The following is a 17,656-nucleotide window of genomic DNA, read 5'->3' as shown; positions in this document are numbered from 1 at the left end:
TGGTGCTGAACTGTCAGGCAATGCCGCGCATGCGCGCAAGCTCACGCAGCGGGGGGATGGACTGGATTTCTTCGGCTGAAACGTCGTTCCAGCGAATACCACGCGGCCTGCGACGGTTGCGCGTTATCTCGATCAGGCGGCTGGGCGTGGCAATGAAGTCGAGAGCAATATCGTTCTCCGATACGTTGAGGCGCTCTTCCACGATCTGTACGTCATGCACGGCTGCCACAATCAGAGACTGCTCGTCGGCAAGTCCCAGATCGGTGAACATGCCCCATTCCAGATCGAAGAACGCATGGCCTTTGCCAAAACGGACTCCATCGATGGAAACAGCGGATGCGCCAGTCGCAATGACATCAAAACGACCGATATGGGTCAGGTCTTCTAGACTGACCGATCGACCGAAATGTTCCATTCCGTCAAGCCAGGCTGCGGCTTTCTCCAACCCCGGGGGAACGGATCCCGGTTCGAGCAGGAGAAAGCCGCGCTGCATGCCGTAGGTCGGCATGATGAATGGTGTACCCGACATGATCAGGCGACGGCGCAACTCGATCATGGAATTATCTGGCGTCACAAAAACCAATTTGGCTTTCGCAATCCCTTCAATCGCCAGCAAGCGATCCGTAGCTGCCTCTACTCCTTCAAAGTCCGGTATGAATTCCGAGAATTTGAAGTGGAAGCGTGCATCAGGGCGCGCGACGTCTTTCAGCCGATCCCAGATGCGCTGCCGTGTATTGCGGGAATACGCCATGGAGAATCCATGAATTTCAATGTTTCACTATCAATGAAACAAATGTTTCAGTATTGCAAGAGGCGATGATAAGCTTTTTTAGTGCACAGAGAGATTCGGAATAAACGCACATGGCTTCACGTCTGGTACTGCGCATACAGGAGCGCTACGCAAAGCTCACGGCAGGCGAGCAGAAAATCGCGCAGCTCGTTCTCGAGCGCGAGGACGACATTCTGATTCATTCCGCTACCGAAATCGCGGAGATGGCCGGCGTATCCAAGGCTACCACAGCTCGCTTCTTTCAGCATCTGGGCTATGCCGATTTCAATGAAGTGAAACTTCAGGCGCGTGAAGAGCGCAATCGCACTGAACCTTTTGAATATTCGAGTACGGTTGACGAAGAGGTGCCGCTGGTGCGTACCATCAGCGCACATCTCGATCTGGAGATCGCCAATATAACCCGAACATTCGAGGCGCTTCGCTCCGACAAGATGCGCGAAGCTGCCGAACTTATTGCAGAAGCGCCGCGTGTCTGGGTGATCGGGCTTGGTGACGAGGAAGGGTTTGCGCGCTACGCGCGGCTTCTGTTTTCAAGGCTGCGCCACAGCGTGATGCTCCTGGGCATCAACCAGGGGTCATGGGCTGAGGACCTGGCCATGACTGGTCCGAAGGATGTGTTGCTGCTGATCACATTGCCGCCGCATCGGGCATTGCTGAAACAAATTCTGGGCTACGCCGCAACGAGCCGGTTGAATATCGTGACTATTACAGATCGTGGATCAGTTTTTGAGGCACAGCGTTACGCGCGTGTTGTTCTCCCATGTCATGTAGACAGTATCGCATTGGGCGCATCTTATACCGCCGTCAGCAGCGCCATCCGGCTTTTGGCGCTGACCTATGCTTCATATGCGGGGAAATCGGCGCAACAGCGGCTGGAAATCGTCGCCGGTATTCACGACGAACTTGACGATATGGACTGAAACTCAGCCGTTCAGTTGTTTCTGACATGTTCCGGGCGGAAGCCGACACCGATCAACCTGCCCGCAAGATGTGCAAGAATGGGCCAGCGTGCGAGGTGACGCATAAAGGTGGGTGGCCCATCGCGTCTGGTATTGTTTGTTTCACGCTTGCGACGATCACTGCGCATCATCAGTTGCAGTTTCTGCGTTGCCTTTGTGGGAAAGCGACGTCGGGCTTCGACTGCTTGGAGATACGGTTCCAAAGTTTGGTTATCCTTAAGCGGTGCGGCCAGAATATTGGCTGCTGCAACGGCATCCTGAATGGCGAGATTGACCCCAAAGCCACCAATTGGCGACATGGCATGGGCGGCATCGCCGATACACAGAAGCCCCGGTTTCCACCACGTTTTAAGTCGGTCGATGCGTACGCTCAAGAGATGAATGTCATCCCATGTGCCTATTTCGTTCATTCGGTCAGGAGGCAATGGAGAGACTTCTGCAACTGCCTTGCGGAATGCATCGAGTCCTCCCTGCCTGACTTCGGCAAAGGTCTGTTTGCGGAGTACATAACCGCATTGCCAGTAGTCACCGCGATCAATCATGACGAAACCTTGTCGAGGGCCGCCATGGCCCATCGTATAGGGTGGGTCATTGGGAGCGTGCGACAGCTTCATCCAGAGAATTTCGCTTGGCGAGCCAAAACTTTCGACCTCCAGACCGGCTTTTGCGCGCACCACGGAGTTTCTTCCGTCCGCACCCACAACAAGTTTGGCATTGATATTTATGGTTTCAACTGGTGTTGTCGCGACGAGGCCGGTAACACTTCCGTCCCTCTCGGTCAGATTGATCACACTTGCAGGCATAAGGAGCCTGAAGTTTGAATATTTCGCAGTTTCGCGTGCAATGTAATCCAGAAATTCCCATTGCGGCATGAAAGCGATGAAACGACACTGAGCGGGAATTCTCGAAAAATCGGCTATCGTGATGTCCTTGCCGCCGATTTCCGCATGTAGCCGATGCGCCTTGGTATGGGGCAAGTCAAGAAGACCGTCCAGCAAGCCGAGTTCATGCATGACTTGAAGCGTGGACGGGTGAATTGTGTCCCCGCGAAAATCACGCAGAAAATCTGGATGCTTTTCGAGAACGGTCACGTTCACACCAGCGCGTGCAAGCAAAAGTCCCAGCATCATTCCTGCTGGCCCACCACCCGCTATCGCGCAATCGGTTTCGATATAGCTTATTGGCTGCGTCATGACTGTTCCACTCGACCGCGCTTGTTTTGCACAAGACATAAAAAGACCGGCGCTCTCAATAGGTCAAGCGCCGGCTGGAAGTCTACGCGACCAGTAGAGGTCAAAACATGAATTAAATTATCAAGTTTAATTTGTCAAGCCGGTGAGCCCCGTCGTTGGGTCAGTGATTGGAGCTGATTTGACGGAAAGTACTCGAAACCTCTGACTCGTCGGTATATCAGGCATTGAGAATTGAAACCTATCCAAGCGCGGGTGGATTTCTTTTGCCAAGCTGCCGCTCGCGGAAGACCGAGAACAATCCGGCGCTGACGACGATGACCGCACCGGCAATGATGTTCCATGTCAATTGCTCGTGGAACACTGTGACTGCGATACACGCGCCGATAACGAGCTGCAGATAGGTAAGCGGTTGTACTTCTCCTGCCTCCAGAATGTTGTAGGCACGGATGAGGAAATAATGGCTTGCTATACCGCAGGCACAAAGGGCTGCCATCCAAAACCAGTCGCTTCTGGCAATAGGCATGAGATAGAAACTGCCGACAAATGTGAGGGCAACAGCACCTGCTATGCCAGTGTAGAAGAAGCTGGTCATGGCATCGTCGCTCTTGCTGACGGCGCGTGTCGCAACCGCGTAAACGGCGAACATGACCATCGCCGCCACGGGTAGAAGCAGGCTTGCGTCGAATGTCGCGTTCACTGGATTGATAATCAGCAGAACACCGATCAACCCGACAATAATTGCAGTCCAACGTCTCCAGCCAACCTTTTCGCCAAGGAAGGGCACCGAGAGCATGGTCACCAATAGCGGCGCGCCCTGAAAAATCGATTGTGCCGTTGCCATGCCCGCGCGACTGAGGGCGAATATGAATGTAACGATTTCAGCAGCAAGCAGGATGCCGCGAAAAACCTGCAAAAAGGGACGTTTCGTTGCTGCGGCCTTGGCAATGCCTCCGGAGCGGATTGCAAGCAGGAGAACGAAGGCAGCAAAGACCCAATAGCGGATCATCGTTATGAGGATCGGCGAATAATGGGTGCCAAGATACTTCGAGATACCATCCTGCGTTGCAAAAATGGTAACCGCGAGAAGTGTGAAGAGATAGCCCTGGCCTTTGCGTGTCATGGCGCACTCATATCGACACAGCTTTGGTGCTGCCACCCATAAAATCCGAAATGCCCACATTGTATGAGCATTCCATCGTTATCGACGGAAGATTTTCAGTCGATGTACTTTGATGGATTGACACCTCCAAGTTCTCGGTTATTCTTTTATAAAAGCCTATATAACATAATTGTGGAACAAATCAAAAATGGGGGTTCTGCCTTGCGGATCAAATTAGCACTCCTTCTGGCTTCTGCCATGATCTTCAGTCCCGGCGTTTCGCTGGCTCAGGACAAGGGTGGTGTCATCAATGTCGCGACCATTGGCGAGCCGCCGACGCTCGACCCGATGGTATCCACTGCCGATCTTGTGGGTATCGTCACGCAGCATATCTTCGAAACGCTCTATACCTTCGACAAGGAATGGAAGCCGACGCCATTGCTGGCAGAAAGCCTGCCTGAAATCAGCGCGGATGGAAAAACCTATACGATCAAGCTGCGTTCCGGCATCAAGTTCCATGACGGTAGCGACATGACGTCGGAAGACGTGGTTGCGTCGCTGGAGCGCTGGACGAAGCTGGCTTCGCGCGGAAAGCAGGCGTCAGCCTTCATCGAAAACATTGCCGCTACCGATCCGGCTACGGTGACCATAACGCTCAAACAGCCTTATGCGCCATTGACCTCTTTGCTTGCCTTCAACAATTCTGCGGCGATCATCATACCGTCAGAAAAGCAGGCTGAGCCGATGAATGAATTTATCGGTACCGGTCCCTATATGCTCAAGGAACGAAAGGCAGACCAGTATATTCAGCTCGTGCGTTTCGATGGTTACAAGTCGCGCGACGGTGAGAGTGATGGTTACGGTGGCGCACGCCATCAATATCTAGACGAAATCCGTTTCGTGTCAGTCCCGGATGCTAACACCCGTGTCGAGGCAGCGGTTTCCGGACAGTATGATTATGTCGATTCCATTCCGGTTGAATCATTTGACAAGATCAAATCTTCCACAGCTTCCCAGCCATTGCTTCTCAAGCCCTTCGGCTATCCTGTCTTTGTTTTTAACACCAAAGAAGGTGTGGCGTCGAAACTGCCGGTCCGAAAGGCCGTGACACATGCGTTGAGCATGGAAGACATGCTTGCAGCGGCATTTGGCAGCACGGAATTCTATGCATTGGACGGCGCTTTCTATCCGTCCAATTTTGTCTGGAATACAGAAGCTGGCGTCGAAGGGAACTACAATGTGGCCCAGCCGGAAGCTGCGGCGGAAGAATTGAAGGCGACCGGCTACAACGGCGAGCCGCTGCGTATTCTGACCAGCCGCCAGTACGAGTTCCATTACAAGATGGCACAGGTGGCTGCCGAATATCTGAAACTTGCCGGTTTTACAGTGGATTTGCAGGTTGTCGATTGGGCGACACTGACACAGCGCCGCGCAGATCCCAAGCTCTGGGATATCTACATAACGCACAGCCCCTTCCTGCCCGAGCCTGCTTTGATGGGCTCTCTGTCGACCAGCTCGCCGGGTTGGTGGGACACGCCAGCGCGTAAAACCGTAGTCGATGCTTTCACGTCCGAATCCAATCCGGAAAAGCGCGTTGCGCTGTGGGCGGACGTTCAGAAGACCATCTATGACGAACTGCCCCTGATCAAGATCGGCGACTTCAATGCCGTTGCAGCGATGTCCACCAAGCTGGAGGGCGTCGAGCCAGCGCCGTGGCCTTACTTCTGGAATGCTTCGTTGAAGAAGTAACTTCCAGCAAGGCGAATGCCGTCCGTCTGGTCGGCATTTGCTGAATTGTTCAATCTGGAGAATCTGATCGCATGGTGCGCTACATCCTTCAGCGGTTTGTCGGCATGGCTGTCGTCATGTTTCTGGTCGTAACGATCGTATTTGTGATCGTTCGTGTGACGCCCGGCGATCCTGCCGCCGTCATGCTTGGGCCGGACGCATCGGCGCAGGACATTGCCGATCTGCGCGCTCGGCTCGGACTCGATCAGTCGCTGGTCATCCAATACTTCTACTACATCGGTCAGCTACTGAAGGGCGATCTCGGTCAGTCGATCTTCCTCAACATGCCGGTTGGTGCAGCATTGCTCGACCGGGCTGAGCCGACCTTCTTTCTGACCGTTCTTTCGCTTCTGATTGCCTGCATCATTGCGCTACCGGTTGGAGTTTATGCAGCTTATCGGCGTGGTTCTTTTGTCGATCAGGCGGCGACAACGGTCGCTATGCTTGCAGCGAGCATACCGAGCTTCTGGCTCGGTCTCATCCTCATGCAGTTTTTTGCCGTCCGGCTGAACCTGTTTCCGGTATCCGGCTATGGCGGGCCGGGTTCGAGCTTCATCGATCGAATGTACCATCTGATCCTGCCAGCCATCGCGCTGGGGCTGGTTTCCTCCGCTCTGATCCTGCGTTTCACGCGCGCCTCAATGCTTGATGTTCTTGGTGACGATTACATCCGCACGGCGCGCGCAAAGGGGTTGATCGAGCGGCGCGTGATCATGAAGCACGCATTGAAGAATGCGCTTATCCCTATCCTCACAGTCGTCGGTCTCACTGCTGCTGTTCTGATCTCCGGCGCTGTGGTGACGGAGACTGTGTTCGGCCTGCCGGGGGTTGGCAATCTTGTCGTGTCTGCGGTCCTCCGACGGGATTATCCGGTAATTCAGGGCGCGCTGCTCGTCATCGCGGGGCTCTATGTCCTGATCAATTTCATCATCGACATGCTCTATCTGTTCGTAGATCCGAGGGTTCGTTACTGATGGCCGATCTTGTTACGACCACGCAAAAAGCCCCTTCGGAACGCGCTTTGTTCATCCGTCGGCTGTTCAAACGCAAGACGGTGGCGGCAGGCATCATTGTGCTTGCCGTCTTCGCTATCCTCGCGCTGCTGGCACCCTGGATCGCGCCTTATTCACCGTCGAAGCTTTCTATCGTCAACCGGCTCAAGCCACCAAGCGAGATGTTCTGGTTCGGTACGGATGAGTTCGGGCGCGATGTCTTTTCACGCACGATCTATGCCGGGAGGCTGTCACTTATGGTGGGCGCGGCGGTCGTTGTCCTGTCGGCGATCATAGGGGTTACGCTCGGATTGCTCGCAGGCTTCTTTCATCGTCTGGATACACCGATCGCTCGCCTGATCGATGCGATGATGGCATTCCCCGACATTCTGCTGGCCATTGCGCTGGTCGCGGCGCTCGGCCCGTCGCTGGCGACGGTCATCGTTGCGCTGTCTGTTGTTTATGCACCGAGGCTGGCGCGCATTGTGCGCGCCTCAACGCTGGTCATCCGTGAGCTGCCCTATGTCGAAGCGGCCCAATCGCTTGGAATTTCGACATTCCACATCATGACGCGGCACGTGCTGAGAAATCTAATCTCACCGATCATCGTGCAGTGCACTTTCCTTTTTGCGAGCGCAATGCTCGCCGAAGCGGGGCTCTCCTTCCTCGGTCTCGGCGTTAGCCCCGAGATTCCAACCTGGGGAACCATGATTGCGGCAGGACGCCAATATATCGGTCAGGCCGACTGGATGACCTATTTCCCCGGCTTCGCCATCATTCTTTCCGTCCTCTCGCTCCAGATGGTGGGGGATGGACTACGCGACATGCTCGATCCAAGACTGCGAAGGGATTTGTAATATGATTTCCGGTGAACAGGCGAAGCCGCTTCTTATCACCAATGTCAAACCGGTAGCCTTCGGGGTGGAACACTCCGACGCGACGACCGATATTCTGGTCGGAAAAGACGGTAGTATCAGCGCCATCGGCAAGTCGTTGAACGCACCAGCCGATGTGGAGCGTGTCGATGGCAAAGGAGCCTGGATTTCGCCGGGTTGGGTCGACCTGCATGTCCATATCTGGCATGGCGGTACGGATATTTCGATACGCCCTTCAGAGTGCGGCGCTGAACGAGGAGTGACGACGCTCGTCGATGCCGGTTCGGCAGGAGAGGCCAATTTCCATGGCTTCCGGGAGTATATCATCGAGCCGTCCAAGGAACGGATCAAAGCCTTCCTCAACCTCGGCTCAATCGGCCTTGTTGCCTGCAACCGGGTTCCGGAACTGCGAGACATCAAGGACATTGATCTCGACCGTATTCTCGAATGCTACGCAGCCAACAGCGAGCATATTGCTGGGATCAAGGTTAGGGCCAGTCACGTCATAACCGGGTCATGGGGCGTTACACCGGTCAAGCTTGGCAAGAAGATCGCCAAGATACTCAAAGTGCCCATGATGGTGCATGTGGGCGAACCGCCGGCGCTCTATGACGAAGTTCTGGAAATCCTTGGGCCAGGCGATGTGGTCACGCATTGCTTCAACGGCAAATCCGGCTCCAGCATCATGGAAGACGAAGATCTCTTCAATCTCGCGGAACGCTGCTCAGGCGAGGGCATCCGGCTGGATATCGGCCATGGTGGGGCATCCTTCTCGTTCAAGGTCGCCGAAGCGGCAATTGAACGCGGTCTCCTTCCATTTTCGATCTCGACGGACCTGCATGGCCATTCGATGAACTTCCCTGTTTGGGATCTGGCGACAACCATGTCCAAACTGCTGTCGGTCAACATGCCGTTTGAAAATGTCATCGAAGCCGTCACACATAATCCGGCGTCGGTGATCAAGCTCTCGATGGAAAACCGGCTGTCGGTTGGGCAACGTGCTGATTTCACGATCTTTGATCTGGTTGACGCCGACTTGGAAGCGACGGATTCCAATGGCGATGTGTCTCGCCTGAACAGGCTATTTGAACCCCGCTACGCCGTCATCGGTGCCGAGGCCATTACGGCCAGCCGCTATATACCGCGTGCGCGCAAACTCGTTCGCCATAGCCATGGCTATTCGTGGCGCTGAAACTGTCGGCGCAGCATTGAATTTGCGGGAACGTCCCGTGACGAAATGATGAGGAAAATTCGTGTCTCATTCTCCCCAAACGACCGAAGTACAGCATTCTCCCTACGACCGGCTGGCTTCACTTGGCATAACTTTGCCGCCACCGCCGCCGCCTATCGCGAATTTTGTCACGCATGTTCGGGAAGGCAATATCCTCTATCTTTCCGGGCAAGGGCCGCGGGAAGAGAGCGGATATTTGCGTGCGGGTAAAGTCGGTGGCGACATCGGCGTGGATCAGGCTTATCAGGATGCACGTCTGACGGGTATCAATCTGCTGGCCGTCATGCACGAGGCGCTTGGTGACCTTTCCCGTGTCAAGCGGGTCGTGAAGCTATTGGGTATGGTCAATGCCGTGCCAGATTTCGAACTGCACCCCAATGTCATCAATGGCTGCTCCGATCTTTTCATCGAAGTATTTGGCGCTGCCGGCCAACATGCGCGTTCAGCCGTCGGCTTCGGTTCATTGCCGGGCAATATCACGGTTGAAATCGAAGCGATCGTCGCCCTGAACGACTAGGACAGCGTCAATGATTGCGCCAGCCCATCAGCTTTTCGATCTTCGCTGCCGAAGCACGCACCTGACTGGTGTAGCGGCTTTCGTCGGAAAGCACCTTCTGTTCGGGAAGCACGATGGAAATGGTCGCAACGCATTGTCCATCGCGGTCGCAGATCGGGGAAGCAATACAGGCCACCGCATAGTCGGATTCCGCAATCTGGATCGAGAGCCGCTCATCGAAGGCTTTCGCTGCAGCCTCCGAGAGACTTGTGGCGTCGATTTCGGCCCGACCGGTTGGAGAAGTCCGGGCGCAGCGCTTGAAAAGCTCGATCCGTTCATTCGCAGCCAAATGACCGACCAGAAGGCGTCCGGACGCGGTCCAGTTCAAAGGCACTCTTGTGCCGACACGCGAGGCAACCTGAAACGGGCTTGGTCCGTCCGCCATGGCCAGAACGAGCATATGATCTCCGTCCCGGCCGCAAAGCTGCACCGCTTCGTTTGCTTCGCGGCAGAGATCATGCATCTCGTGCGTAGCGACGCTCATGAAATCAAGCGACCGCGCATAGGCAAGACCGTAGTGGTAGAGCCGCGCGCCGAGCCAGATTGCACCATCCGCGTTGCGGGCGAGCATGTTCTTTTCAACGAGATCGTCGATGGTCACATAGACTGTCGACAAAGGCGCCTTGATCGCTTTTGCAATCGCATAGGGACCAGCTGGAGCGCCGGTTTCATAAAGATAATCAATCACTTGCAGTGCGCGGTCTATGCCGCTCACGCGCGAGCGGCGTGTCGACTTGTTTTCAAGGTCGTCCGCAGGGGACGTTTCGGCGGGGACGGTGGGTGATGATGTGCTCACTCAAGTGCTCCATGTGAAACTCAAGAAGTTATTACATTATTATGGCATATTCGTCTATGCCCGAGGCAGTGAAAGAAATGGGAGAAATGAAATGACCGATGATATTCGCCGCAAGATCGGGCTTCGACCGGTCATCAATGTTTCTGGTACGATGACATCACTTGGTGCATCCATCGTTGTGCCCGAGGCAGTAGAGGCGATGGCGGCCATCTTGCCACAATTCGTCGAGGTCAATGATCTGCAGCGTAAGGCGAGCGAAGTGATCGCACGATTGACAGGTGGCGAAGCTGGCTTCGTCACCGCGTCCTGCTCATCAGGCATTACGCTTGCCGTTGCCGGAGCTATGACAGGCAACAACCTCCTAGCGATTGAACGATTGCCGGATATCACGTCGGAAAAGAACGAAGTTCTGGTGCAGACCGGTCACGTGGTCAGCTACGGCGCGCCGGTCGATCAGGCAATCCGGCTTGCGGGAGGCAAAGTCGTCCTGATCGGACAGGCAACATCGACCCACCGTTATCACATGGAACATGCGATTACCGAAAAGACGGCTGCGGCGGTTTATGTCGTATCGCATCATGTCGTGGACTACGGCCTTCTCCATCTCAGCGAGTTTGTCGAGATCGCACATGCCAAGGGCGTGCCGGTGATCGTGGACGCTGCATCTGAATATGACCTGAAGCTGTTTCTGGAAAAGGGCGCAGATATCGCAATCTATTCGGGACACAAGTTTCTGGGCGGCCCGACCTCTGGCATCGTTGCAGGCAGGAAGGAACTTGTCCGTAATGCTTTCCTGCAGAATCTTGGCATCGGGCGAGGCATGAAAGTCGGCAAAGAGAGCATTTACGGCGTCATGGCAGCGCTGGAAGCGTGGGAAAAGCGTGACCATGCTGGAATTCGCGAGAGGGAAACCGGATATCTGGAACTGTGGAAGAAGACGCTGGATGGTCGCCCCGGTATCACGGCTCTGATCGAACCAGATCCGACCAACAATCCGCTCGACCGCCTGCGAGTAATTGTATCAGCTGCTGATGCCCACATCACGGCCTGGGATTTGGTAACCGCTCTTGCGCGAGGGAACCCACCGATCATCACACGTGACCATGAGGTAGAGCACAACTATTTCTATCTCGATCCCTGTAATCTTCATCCCGGTCAGGAAACCGTTGTTGCGCAGCGTCTTGGTGAGGAGCTCGATAAAGCCCGGGCGTCTAATGAGATTATCGCCACTCCTTTTGAGGACCGAAGCAGACATCGTTTCGACGGTTTGCTGCGTTGGCCGGATTGATACTCGGAAGAGCCTGAGTAAAGCGGAGGAACATCATGACGTCTGAGAAAATAGCGACGGTTGGAAAACACGAACCTGTTTTATCCGTTCTAGGACTAACCACTTCTTTTCTGGTCGATGGTGTCTGGAAGCCTGTTGTCGATGATGTTTCCTTCGATGTCCACCCCGGAGAAACGGTGGCAATCGTCGGGGAATCCGGCTCGGGCAAGAGCGTAACCTCGCTGTCGATCATGCGGCTTCTGCAGAAGGATACGAGCCGCACCGAAGGCAGTATCAGGTTGGGAGATCGGGAGCTTCTGACGCTCCCGGAAGAGGAAATGCGCCGGATACGCGGCAATGAAATCTCCATGATCTTTCAGGAGCCGATGACCAGCCTCAACCCGCTCTTCACAATCGGAGACCAGATTTCGGAAGCATTGCTCTGCCATTCGCAAATGTCGAAGGCAGATGCGCGCGCTGAGACGATCCGCTTGCTTGAAAAGGTCCGTATCCCGTCGGCTGCTTCCCGCTTCGATGAATATCCGCATCGCTTTTCAGGCGGTATGCGTCAGCGTGTCATGATCGCGATGGCTCTGGCGTCGAGACCCAAACTGCTGATCGCCGACGAACCGACAACGGCATTGGATGTGACCATTCAGGGGCAGATACTCGATCTTATCAAGACATTGCAGGAAGAAGAGGGCACGTCCGTTCTTTTCATCACGCATGACATGGGCGTGGTGGCCGAAATATCGGATCGCACAGTCGTCATGTTTCGGGGAAAGCAGGTTGAGACAGGGCAGACTGCCGATATTTTCCGGCAGAGCCAGCATCCTTATACGCGAGCACTTTTGTCGGCGGTTCCTGTACTGGGTTCAATGCAGGGCTATCAACGTCCTCTGCGGTTTCCGATAGTAGACAATGCTACTGGCCTTTCGGAAACGCCGGTCGAGGTGGCGGATACGGTCGACAAGATCGATGTACCCGTGTTGGAAGTGAAAGGGCTTACCAAGCGCTTCGAGATTTATTCGGGCTTTATGTCTCGCCTGAGCGGGCGTGTTCATGCCGTGGAAAACGTGTCCTTCGATCTTCGCAAGGGTGAAACCCTTTCGCTGGTTGGTGAGAGTGGGTGTGGGAAATCGACGACCGGGCGCGCCATCATGCGGCTGAGCGAACCGGATTCCGGTGAAGTTCTGGTTGAAGGCCGAAACATTCTGTCCCTTGACAAACAGGCTATGCGCGAGATGCGACGGTCGGTTCAGATGATCTTTCAGGATCCCTATGCATCGTTGAACCCGCGCATGACAGTGGGTGCCGCGATCGCGGAACCCTACATTGAACACCGGCTGGGGAGTGTGCGGGACGCGAAGGATGTTGTCGCCGATATGCTGGAGAAAGTTGGCCTCACGCCTGATATGGCAAAGCGCTATCCGCATGAATTCTCTGGCGGGCAAAGGCAGCGTGTCTGTATCGCCCGCGCGCTTGCCTTGAAACCTAAAGTCATCGTGGCAGATGAGAGTGTGTCGGCGCTCGACGTCTCGATCAAGGCGCAGGTCATCAATCTCATGCTCGATCTTCAACAAAGTCTCGATCTAGCGTTTCTGTTCATCTCACACGATATGGCCGTCGTCGAGCGTGTAAGCCATCGTGTGGCCGTCATGTATCTGGGCGAGATCGTAGAAATCGGACCGAGATCGGCGGTATTTGAGAACCCTCAACATGATTACACACGCAAGCTGATGGCGGCTGTTCCTGTTCCTGATCCTGATCGACGCGGGGTGAAGCTTTCAAGCGAAACGGGAGAACTCAAGAGCCCAATCCGTCCTGCGGATTTCGTTGTGCCTTTGCGCGAATATCGAGAGGTATCGCCGCAGCACTTCGTGGCGTTGTAGAGAATGCAATTCATTATGGTGCGCCGAGACGATCCAGTGCAGTGCGAAGCGGAGTTTCGGAAATGTGGATCAGTCCGGCATAGGGGCTCGCCATATCTGAAATCACGAAAATCGCGCCGGCAACGGACAATGAGCATACGATTATTATCAGTATGACAGTGCTGTTTAGCGGGGCCTGTAGGCCAAAAGTTGCGAATAAAAGCGCCAGCCATGAAATCAGCACGATGAGAAATGGGACAGGCAGCCCTTCATCTGTCGTTTCCACTAATTGCCAGTGACCTTCTGCAATCATGCCGCTGACTTCAAGCGCGCGTGTTTGGAGAGAGCCTTGCGCGGCGTCCTTCGGGTTCAACGCGCGCAGACTGTCCTGAATATCCTCAATATCCTTGAACTCCGGCAAAGCTCCATTGGAGAGCTCATCGGCCCGCTCGGCATTCCATGCCCGATCGAGACGTTTCTGGATTATTTGCTTGAGTACGGTACGTGGATGCTCCGTTTCAGGACCATAGCGGGCCATGATCCGGTCCAGGAGAACAATACGGGCCGCCGATGTCTTCATCTCGGCTTGCGCATTGTCATAATCGGATTTTGCTGAAGCAATCAGAAGTCCGAGAGCGAGAGCGGAAAGTGTCCCGACAACAGCGGTGGCAAGGCGTATGACATCCTTGGACTCGGAGTTGAGATGATGCTCGGGCAAACGCGATCGAGCGAACATGCCAAGCATAGTCGCCAATATCAGGATGAAGAATACCAGTGCGCCAAGCAATAAAGAGTTCAACTTCGCCTTCCGCGACTTGCTCTCGAATGATCGCTCATTGAAACTTAGTATATCATCTGTGAGTTGAGATGCAGCTTCACCAAAAGGGTGGTGTTTTCGGCTCGATATGGCCCGGTATGCGAAGAAAGTGCATTCAATAAATTACGCTGCGATCAGATGAAAAAGGTCGGCACATATGGCCGACCCTTTGTTATCAAAACTGCTTTCAATCAGTTCTCTGTATGTTGCTGCTTGGCGAGGTCCTCAACGCTCATGTCCGGTTCGTTACGGGTTTTATACAGCGAATAAAGCACACCGCTTGCGAGGATAGCCAGCGTTACGACAAGCGACAGCAGCGTGTTGATGTGAACGCCCAGCGGTACAAGGAAAATCTTGATGCCGATCAGTACGAGAATGATAGCAAGCGAAACCTGTAGATAGCGGAACCGGTTCATCGCCGCAGCCAGCGCAAAATAGAGCGCGCGCAAGCCCAGAACGGCAAAGATGTTCGAAGTGTAGACGATAAACGTGTCCTGAGTGACTGCGAAGACGGCGGGGACAGAGTCGACTGCAAAGATCAGATCGACAGTTTCCACCATGATGAGCGCGACCGCCAAAGGGGTCAACCAGGTGACCATCTTGCCAGTTTTGGGATGTGGCTGTTTGACCGTGAAGTTGCGACCATGCAATTCGCGGGTGATATTGAACCGGCGACGAAGGAACTTGAAGACAGCGTTCTGCTCGATGTCGGGTGACTCGTCCTGATGGCCGAACATCTTGAAGCCGGTGAAAACGAGAAACGCGCCAAAGAGGAACAGAATCCAGTTGAACTCGTGCACAAGGGCTGCACCAAGTCCGATCAGGATTGCCCGGAAGGCGATAACGCCGAGAATACCCCAGAACAAAACACGATGCTGGTAAAGACGAGGAATGCCAAGAAAGCCGAAGATCGTTGCGATAACAAACATGTTGTCCATCGCAAGACTCTGTTCGATCAGATAGCCGGTATAAAATTCCAGGCCGGATTCCGCTCCGCGCTGCCACCACACCCAGCCACCGAAGGCGAGTGCGATCAGAACATAAAAGCCATAAAGCAGGAGGCTTTCCTTGGCTTCGATCTCGTGTTCGTCACGATGGAGAATGCCGAGGTCGAAGACAAGCAAGCCAACGACGACGACGATAAACGCCGCCCAGAAATATACAGGTGTGCCAAGAAAATCGCCCGAAAGGGCTACAATAAGCGAATCCATCGCCGGACCATCTCCATTTGAACAAGTGGAGCAGCCCCGACATCGCCATAGCGGTAGCCATGACCAGAGGGGCCCGGCGCTGCATTTCTTCAAATGTGTATGGTTTTGCCAAGTTCAAGAGTGGAACCTGAATTTTTTGTAATGTTCGATCCGGTATGTGTCCCGTTTTGAAAACTCTTAATGCGGGTTACGATATCTAAGTTGGGTACTGGAAGTTGGTTGCCGCTAAACGCGACATGAAAAAAGCCAGGAAGTATCCGGGCTTGTTGTCTATAACATTGATTTTCTTGAAGAAAGTATTGGCTGGGGAACCTGGATTCGAACCAAGACTAGCGGAGTCAGAGTCCGCTGTTCTACCCTTAAACTATTCCCCAGCAGGAATATGCAAATGCCTTCGATCTAGAGGCCTGCAAGCGCGATAAAGCGTCAGCTCATTCGCGACGGCTTCCATCTAGCGAACTCAAACACCGAACGCAATACTTTTCTTCGAAAAAAATCAAAGCGATTTAAGTTATCCAGCAATTGCTGATTTCATGCGATAGGGTCGCTGCAAATTGATGCGCTGAGGAATGGTTTCTGGAAGCCGGCGCATAAAAAAGCCCGGCCAGCGGAGGAGCGGCCGGGCAAAGGGCAGGCTGACCGGGAGGGGACCCGGTATGTGAAGGTGGCGCCTGCCAGATGATTTGTCTGCGGGCTCAAAAAGGCTGCGCCTTACTTACCCGAAGATATGTTGGTTCAGCAGATCAGGCGTGTAGCCTTGATCTGCAACCGAGCGTCTGCCAGCTCACTCAGAACCCGCGTAGGGTCTTCCGTGCCGCGATAATGAGCTGCCGTGTAAATATCCTCACGGCGAAGTCCGATATCGCGCAGCATGTGGTCGTCAAAGCTGCTCAGGTTCAGCACTTGCCGTCGACCATTGGAAAACGTCCAGCGACGCATGATCGACGTAAATACGGTCTTTACCATTTGCACGAACGTGGAGGTTTGTCCGCTTATTGCAGGTAAATGCGTTGTCGTTATCTTGCTTGTCGCTGTCATGTCCGCTCTCCTTTGATCTGGCGGGGCTAAGTGATCCTTATCGTCAGGGTCATTCGCTTTCGCGGCTCCTTTTCCTTTACGATGGCGGCTTTATCCAACAATCGAATTGATTGTTCCAACGAATGTTTTTAATGTAATTCTTCAATAATAATGATGGATGACGCCGATGAGCACGCCTCTGGATCTCGATCAGTTGCAGACCTTCATAGCGATAGCGGATGCGGGCAGTTTTACGCGGGCAGCCGATGCCGTTTTCAAGACGCAATCCGCTGTTTCCATGCAGATGCGCCGGCTGGAAGAGCGTATTGGTAAACCGTTATTTGAACGTGATGGACGGACCAATCGTCTTACTGAAGAGGGTGAGCGGCTTCTGCTTTATGCACGCCGCATGATGCAGCTCAATGGTGAAACCATCGCTGCGTTTGATGACACTCAACTGGAAGGCCACGTGCGTATCGGTACGCCGGACGATTATGCCGATCGGTTTTTGCCGGAAATCATGGCGCGTTTTGCGCGATCAAACCCGCGCGTCGAATTGTCGGTTGTGTGCGAACCGACCGTCAATCTGGACGAGATGATCCGCCGCGGAACACTGGATATTGCTCTTGTCACCCAGTGCGATGATAAGCGTCGCTCCGAGGTCGTTCGTACAGAACCACTGCTATGGGTGACTTCTGCCAATCATGCGGTGCATGAAGAGGCTGTCCTGCCGCTTGCTGTCGGGCGCCCGACCTGTATCTGGCGACATGCAGCCATTGATGTACTGGAAGCGGCCAGACGAGATTATCGCATCATCATCACAAGCTGGTCAGCGACCGTTCTGGCGGCGGCGGTTCTCTCCGGCCTTGCGGTCTCGGTTCTTCCAGAATGTGCACTGCGTCCCGGTATGCGGGTCCTGGGTGAAGCAGATGGGTTTGGAAAGCTGCCGGAATTCGGCATTGGCATCATGCGCGGCCATACAAAACAGAATGCCGTTGTCGACGCACTTGCACAGCATATTATTGAAAGTCTAGACAATATATCGTCACCGCAGCCCGGCGCGATGGCTTCGGCGGAAATTTCGCCGTTTCCGGCGGTTCGTACGAGGAGGGTGCGAGCCAACGAATTGCTGCCAGGATGGTGACGACTCCGTAAATCGCCGCATGGCTTCTTGACCAGCCATGCCACCTGGTT

General features: G+C 54.3%; 16 protein-coding genes and 1 tRNA gene. 9 read left to right on the top strand and 8 right to left on the bottom strand.

Features of this window, described 5'->3' with window-relative positions:
* Positions 1-13 precede the first annotated feature (13 nt).
* Positions 14-751, bottom strand: coding sequence for a 5-formyltetrahydrofolate cyclo-ligase (locus KWJ32_RS09865; RefSeq protein WP_011982710.1), 738 nt, complete (start codon positions 749-751; stop codon positions 14-16).
* A 110-nt stretch (positions 752-861) separates the two neighbouring features.
* On the opposite strand from KWJ32_RS09865, the gene KWJ32_RS09860 reads away from it, so the two are divergent.
* On the top strand, positions 862-1,710 hold the full coding sequence (locus tag KWJ32_RS09860) for a MurR/RpiR family transcriptional regulator (RefSeq protein WP_011982711.1): 849 nt from the start codon (positions 862-864) through the stop codon (positions 1,708-1,710).
* A gap of 11 nt (positions 1,711-1,721) precedes the next feature.
* Here the strand turns inward: KWJ32_RS09860 and KWJ32_RS09855 are convergent, their stop codons facing one another.
* Together KWJ32_RS09855 and KWJ32_RS09850 are read right to left on the bottom strand one after the other, a co-directional pair.
* Positions 1,722-2,942 (bottom strand): FAD-dependent oxidoreductase, encoded by a 1,221-nt coding sequence (locus tag KWJ32_RS09855; protein WP_040128455.1) that lies wholly within the window; start codon positions 2,940-2,942, stop codon positions 1,722-1,724.
* Positions 2,943-3,180: 238 nt separating this feature from the next.
* Positions 3,181-4,062 (bottom strand): DMT family transporter, encoded by an 882-nt coding sequence (locus tag KWJ32_RS09850; RefSeq protein ID WP_029928014.1) that lies wholly within the window; start codon positions 4,060-4,062, stop codon positions 3,181-3,183.
* A 201-nt stretch (positions 4,063-4,263) separates the two neighbouring features.
* On the opposite strand from KWJ32_RS09850, the gene KWJ32_RS09845 reads away from it, so the two are divergent.
* The 5 genes from KWJ32_RS09845 to KWJ32_RS09825 all read left to right on the top strand — a co-directional run bounded on the left by KWJ32_RS09845 (position 4,264) and on the right by KWJ32_RS09825 (position 9,444).
* Positions 4,264-5,790 carry an ABC transporter substrate-binding protein gene (locus KWJ32_RS09845; RefSeq protein WP_151610209.1) on the top strand — a complete coding sequence of 509 codons (1,527 nt, stop codon included), beginning with the start codon at positions 4,264-4,266 and terminating at the stop codon, positions 5,788-5,790.
* A gap of 71 nt (positions 5,791-5,861) precedes the next feature.
* The gene (locus tag KWJ32_RS09840; protein ID WP_010660949.1) at positions 5,862-6,803 is read left to right on the top strand and encodes an ABC transporter permease; all 942 of its coding nucleotides are present in this window, start codon (positions 5,862-5,864) and stop codon (positions 6,801-6,803) included.
* Positions 6,803-7,678, top strand: coding sequence for an ABC transporter permease (locus KWJ32_RS09835; RefSeq protein WP_011982715.1), 876 nt, complete (start codon positions 6,803-6,805; stop codon positions 7,676-7,678). Before KWJ32_RS09840 ends, KWJ32_RS09835 begins: the two co-directional genes overlap by 1 nt.
* Before the next feature lies 1 nt (position 7,679).
* Complete coding sequence (locus KWJ32_RS09830; RefSeq protein WP_256885972.1) at positions 7,680-8,888, top strand: amidohydrolase/deacetylase family metallohydrolase; 1,209 nt, start codon at positions 7,680-7,682, stop codon at positions 8,886-8,888.
* Between the two features lie 61 nt (positions 8,889-8,949).
* A complete protein-coding gene (locus KWJ32_RS09825) occupies positions 8,950-9,444 on the top strand; it encodes a RidA family protein (RefSeq protein ID WP_011982717.1) in 495 nt (164 codons plus the stop codon).
* A 7-nt stretch (positions 9,445-9,451) separates the two neighbouring features.
* Here KWJ32_RS09825 and KWJ32_RS09820 read toward each other — a convergent pair whose 3' ends face one another.
* Positions 9,452-10,279 carry an IclR family transcriptional regulator gene (locus KWJ32_RS09820; protein ID WP_011982718.1) on the bottom strand — a complete coding sequence of 276 codons (828 nt, stop codon included), beginning with the start codon at positions 10,277-10,279 and terminating at the stop codon, positions 9,452-9,454.
* Between the two features lie 91 nt (positions 10,280-10,370).
* Between KWJ32_RS09820 and KWJ32_RS09815 the strand changes: the two genes are divergently transcribed.
* Positions 10,371-11,567, top strand: coding sequence for an aminotransferase class V-fold PLP-dependent enzyme (locus tag KWJ32_RS09815; RefSeq protein WP_011982719.1), 1,197 nt, complete (start codon positions 10,371-10,373; stop codon positions 11,565-11,567).
* A 35-nt stretch (positions 11,568-11,602) separates the two neighbouring features.
* Positions 11,603-13,438: an ABC transporter ATP-binding protein gene (locus KWJ32_RS09810; protein ID WP_011982720.1), complete on the top strand. Its 1,836-nt coding sequence runs from the start codon at positions 11,603-11,605 to the stop codon at positions 13,436-13,438.
* 13 nt (positions 13,439-13,451) lie between these two features.
* On the opposite strand, the gene KWJ32_RS09805 is transcribed toward KWJ32_RS09810, so the two are convergent.
* From KWJ32_RS09805 to KWJ32_RS09790, 4 genes are all read right to left on the bottom strand, one after another.
* Positions 13,452-14,216: a DUF4239 domain-containing protein gene (locus KWJ32_RS09805; protein ID WP_040128450.1), complete on the bottom strand. Its 765-nt coding sequence runs from the start codon at positions 14,214-14,216 to the stop codon at positions 13,452-13,454.
* A gap of 209 nt (positions 14,217-14,425) precedes the next feature.
* Complete coding sequence (locus KWJ32_RS09800; RefSeq protein WP_151610210.1) at positions 14,426-15,445, bottom strand: TerC family protein; 1,020 nt, start codon at positions 15,443-15,445, stop codon at positions 14,426-14,428.
* Between the two features lie 300 nt (positions 15,446-15,745).
* A tRNA-Gln gene (locus tag KWJ32_RS09795) sits at positions 15,746-15,819 on the bottom strand.
* 361 nt (positions 15,820-16,180) lie between these two features.
* Positions 16,181-16,483 carry a DUF1127 domain-containing protein gene (locus KWJ32_RS09790; protein ID WP_010660959.1) on the bottom strand — a complete coding sequence of 101 codons (303 nt, stop codon included), beginning with the start codon at positions 16,481-16,483 and terminating at the stop codon, positions 16,181-16,183.
* A gap of 166 nt (positions 16,484-16,649) precedes the next feature.
* Between KWJ32_RS09790 and KWJ32_RS09785 the strand changes: the two genes are divergently transcribed.
* A complete protein-coding gene (locus tag KWJ32_RS09785) occupies positions 16,650-17,606 on the top strand; it encodes a LysR substrate-binding domain-containing protein (RefSeq protein ID WP_040128448.1) in 957 nt (318 codons plus the stop codon).
* Positions 17,607-17,656: the final 50 nt, after the last annotated feature.

This window comes from Ochrobactrum sp. BTU2 (genome assembly GCF_024539785.1).
In the GTDB taxonomy this organism is placed as follows: domain Bacteria; phylum Pseudomonadota; class Alphaproteobacteria; order Rhizobiales; family Rhizobiaceae; genus Brucella; species Brucella anthropi.
This window is presented reverse-complemented; position numbering and strand designations above follow the sequence as displayed.

Coding starts and splice junctions, on each gene's coding strand:
- KWJ32_RS09865 (WP_011982710.1), bottom strand. CDS start 751: ATGGCGTATTCCCGCAATACACGGCAGCGCATCTGGGATCGGCTGAAA.
- KWJ32_RS09860 (WP_011982711.1), top strand. CDS start 862: ATGGCTTCACGTCTGGTACTGCGCATACAGGAGCGCTACGCAAAGCTC.
- KWJ32_RS09855 (WP_040128455.1), bottom strand. CDS start 2,942: ATGACGCAGCCAATAAGCTATATCGAAACCGATTGCGCGATAGCGGGT.
- KWJ32_RS09850 (WP_029928014.1), bottom strand. CDS start 4,062: ATGACACGCAAAGGCCAGGGCTATCTCTTCACACTTCTCGCGGTTACC.
- KWJ32_RS09840 (WP_010660949.1), top strand. CDS start 5,862: ATGGTGCGCTACATCCTTCAGCGGTTTGTCGGCATGGCTGTCGTCATG.
- KWJ32_RS09835 (WP_011982715.1), top strand. CDS start 6,803: ATGGCCGATCTTGTTACGACCACGCAAAAAGCCCCTTCGGAACGCGCT.
- KWJ32_RS09830 (WP_256885972.1), top strand. CDS start 7,680: ATGATTTCCGGTGAACAGGCGAAGCCGCTTCTTATCACCAATGTCAAA.
- KWJ32_RS09815 (WP_011982719.1), top strand. CDS start 10,371: ATGACCGATGATATTCGCCGCAAGATCGGGCTTCGACCGGTCATCAAT.
- KWJ32_RS09810 (WP_011982720.1), top strand. CDS start 11,603: ATGACGTCTGAGAAAATAGCGACGGTTGGAAAACACGAACCTGTTTTA.
- KWJ32_RS09800 (WP_151610210.1), bottom strand. CDS start 15,445: ATGGATTCGCTTATTGTAGCCCTTTCGGGCGATTTTCTTGGCACACCT.
- KWJ32_RS09790 (WP_010660959.1), bottom strand. CDS start 16,483: ATGACAGCGACAAGCAAGATAACGACAACGCATTTACCTGCAATAAGC.
- KWJ32_RS09785 (WP_040128448.1), top strand. CDS start 16,650: ATGAGCACGCCTCTGGATCTCGATCAGTTGCAGACCTTCATAGCGATA.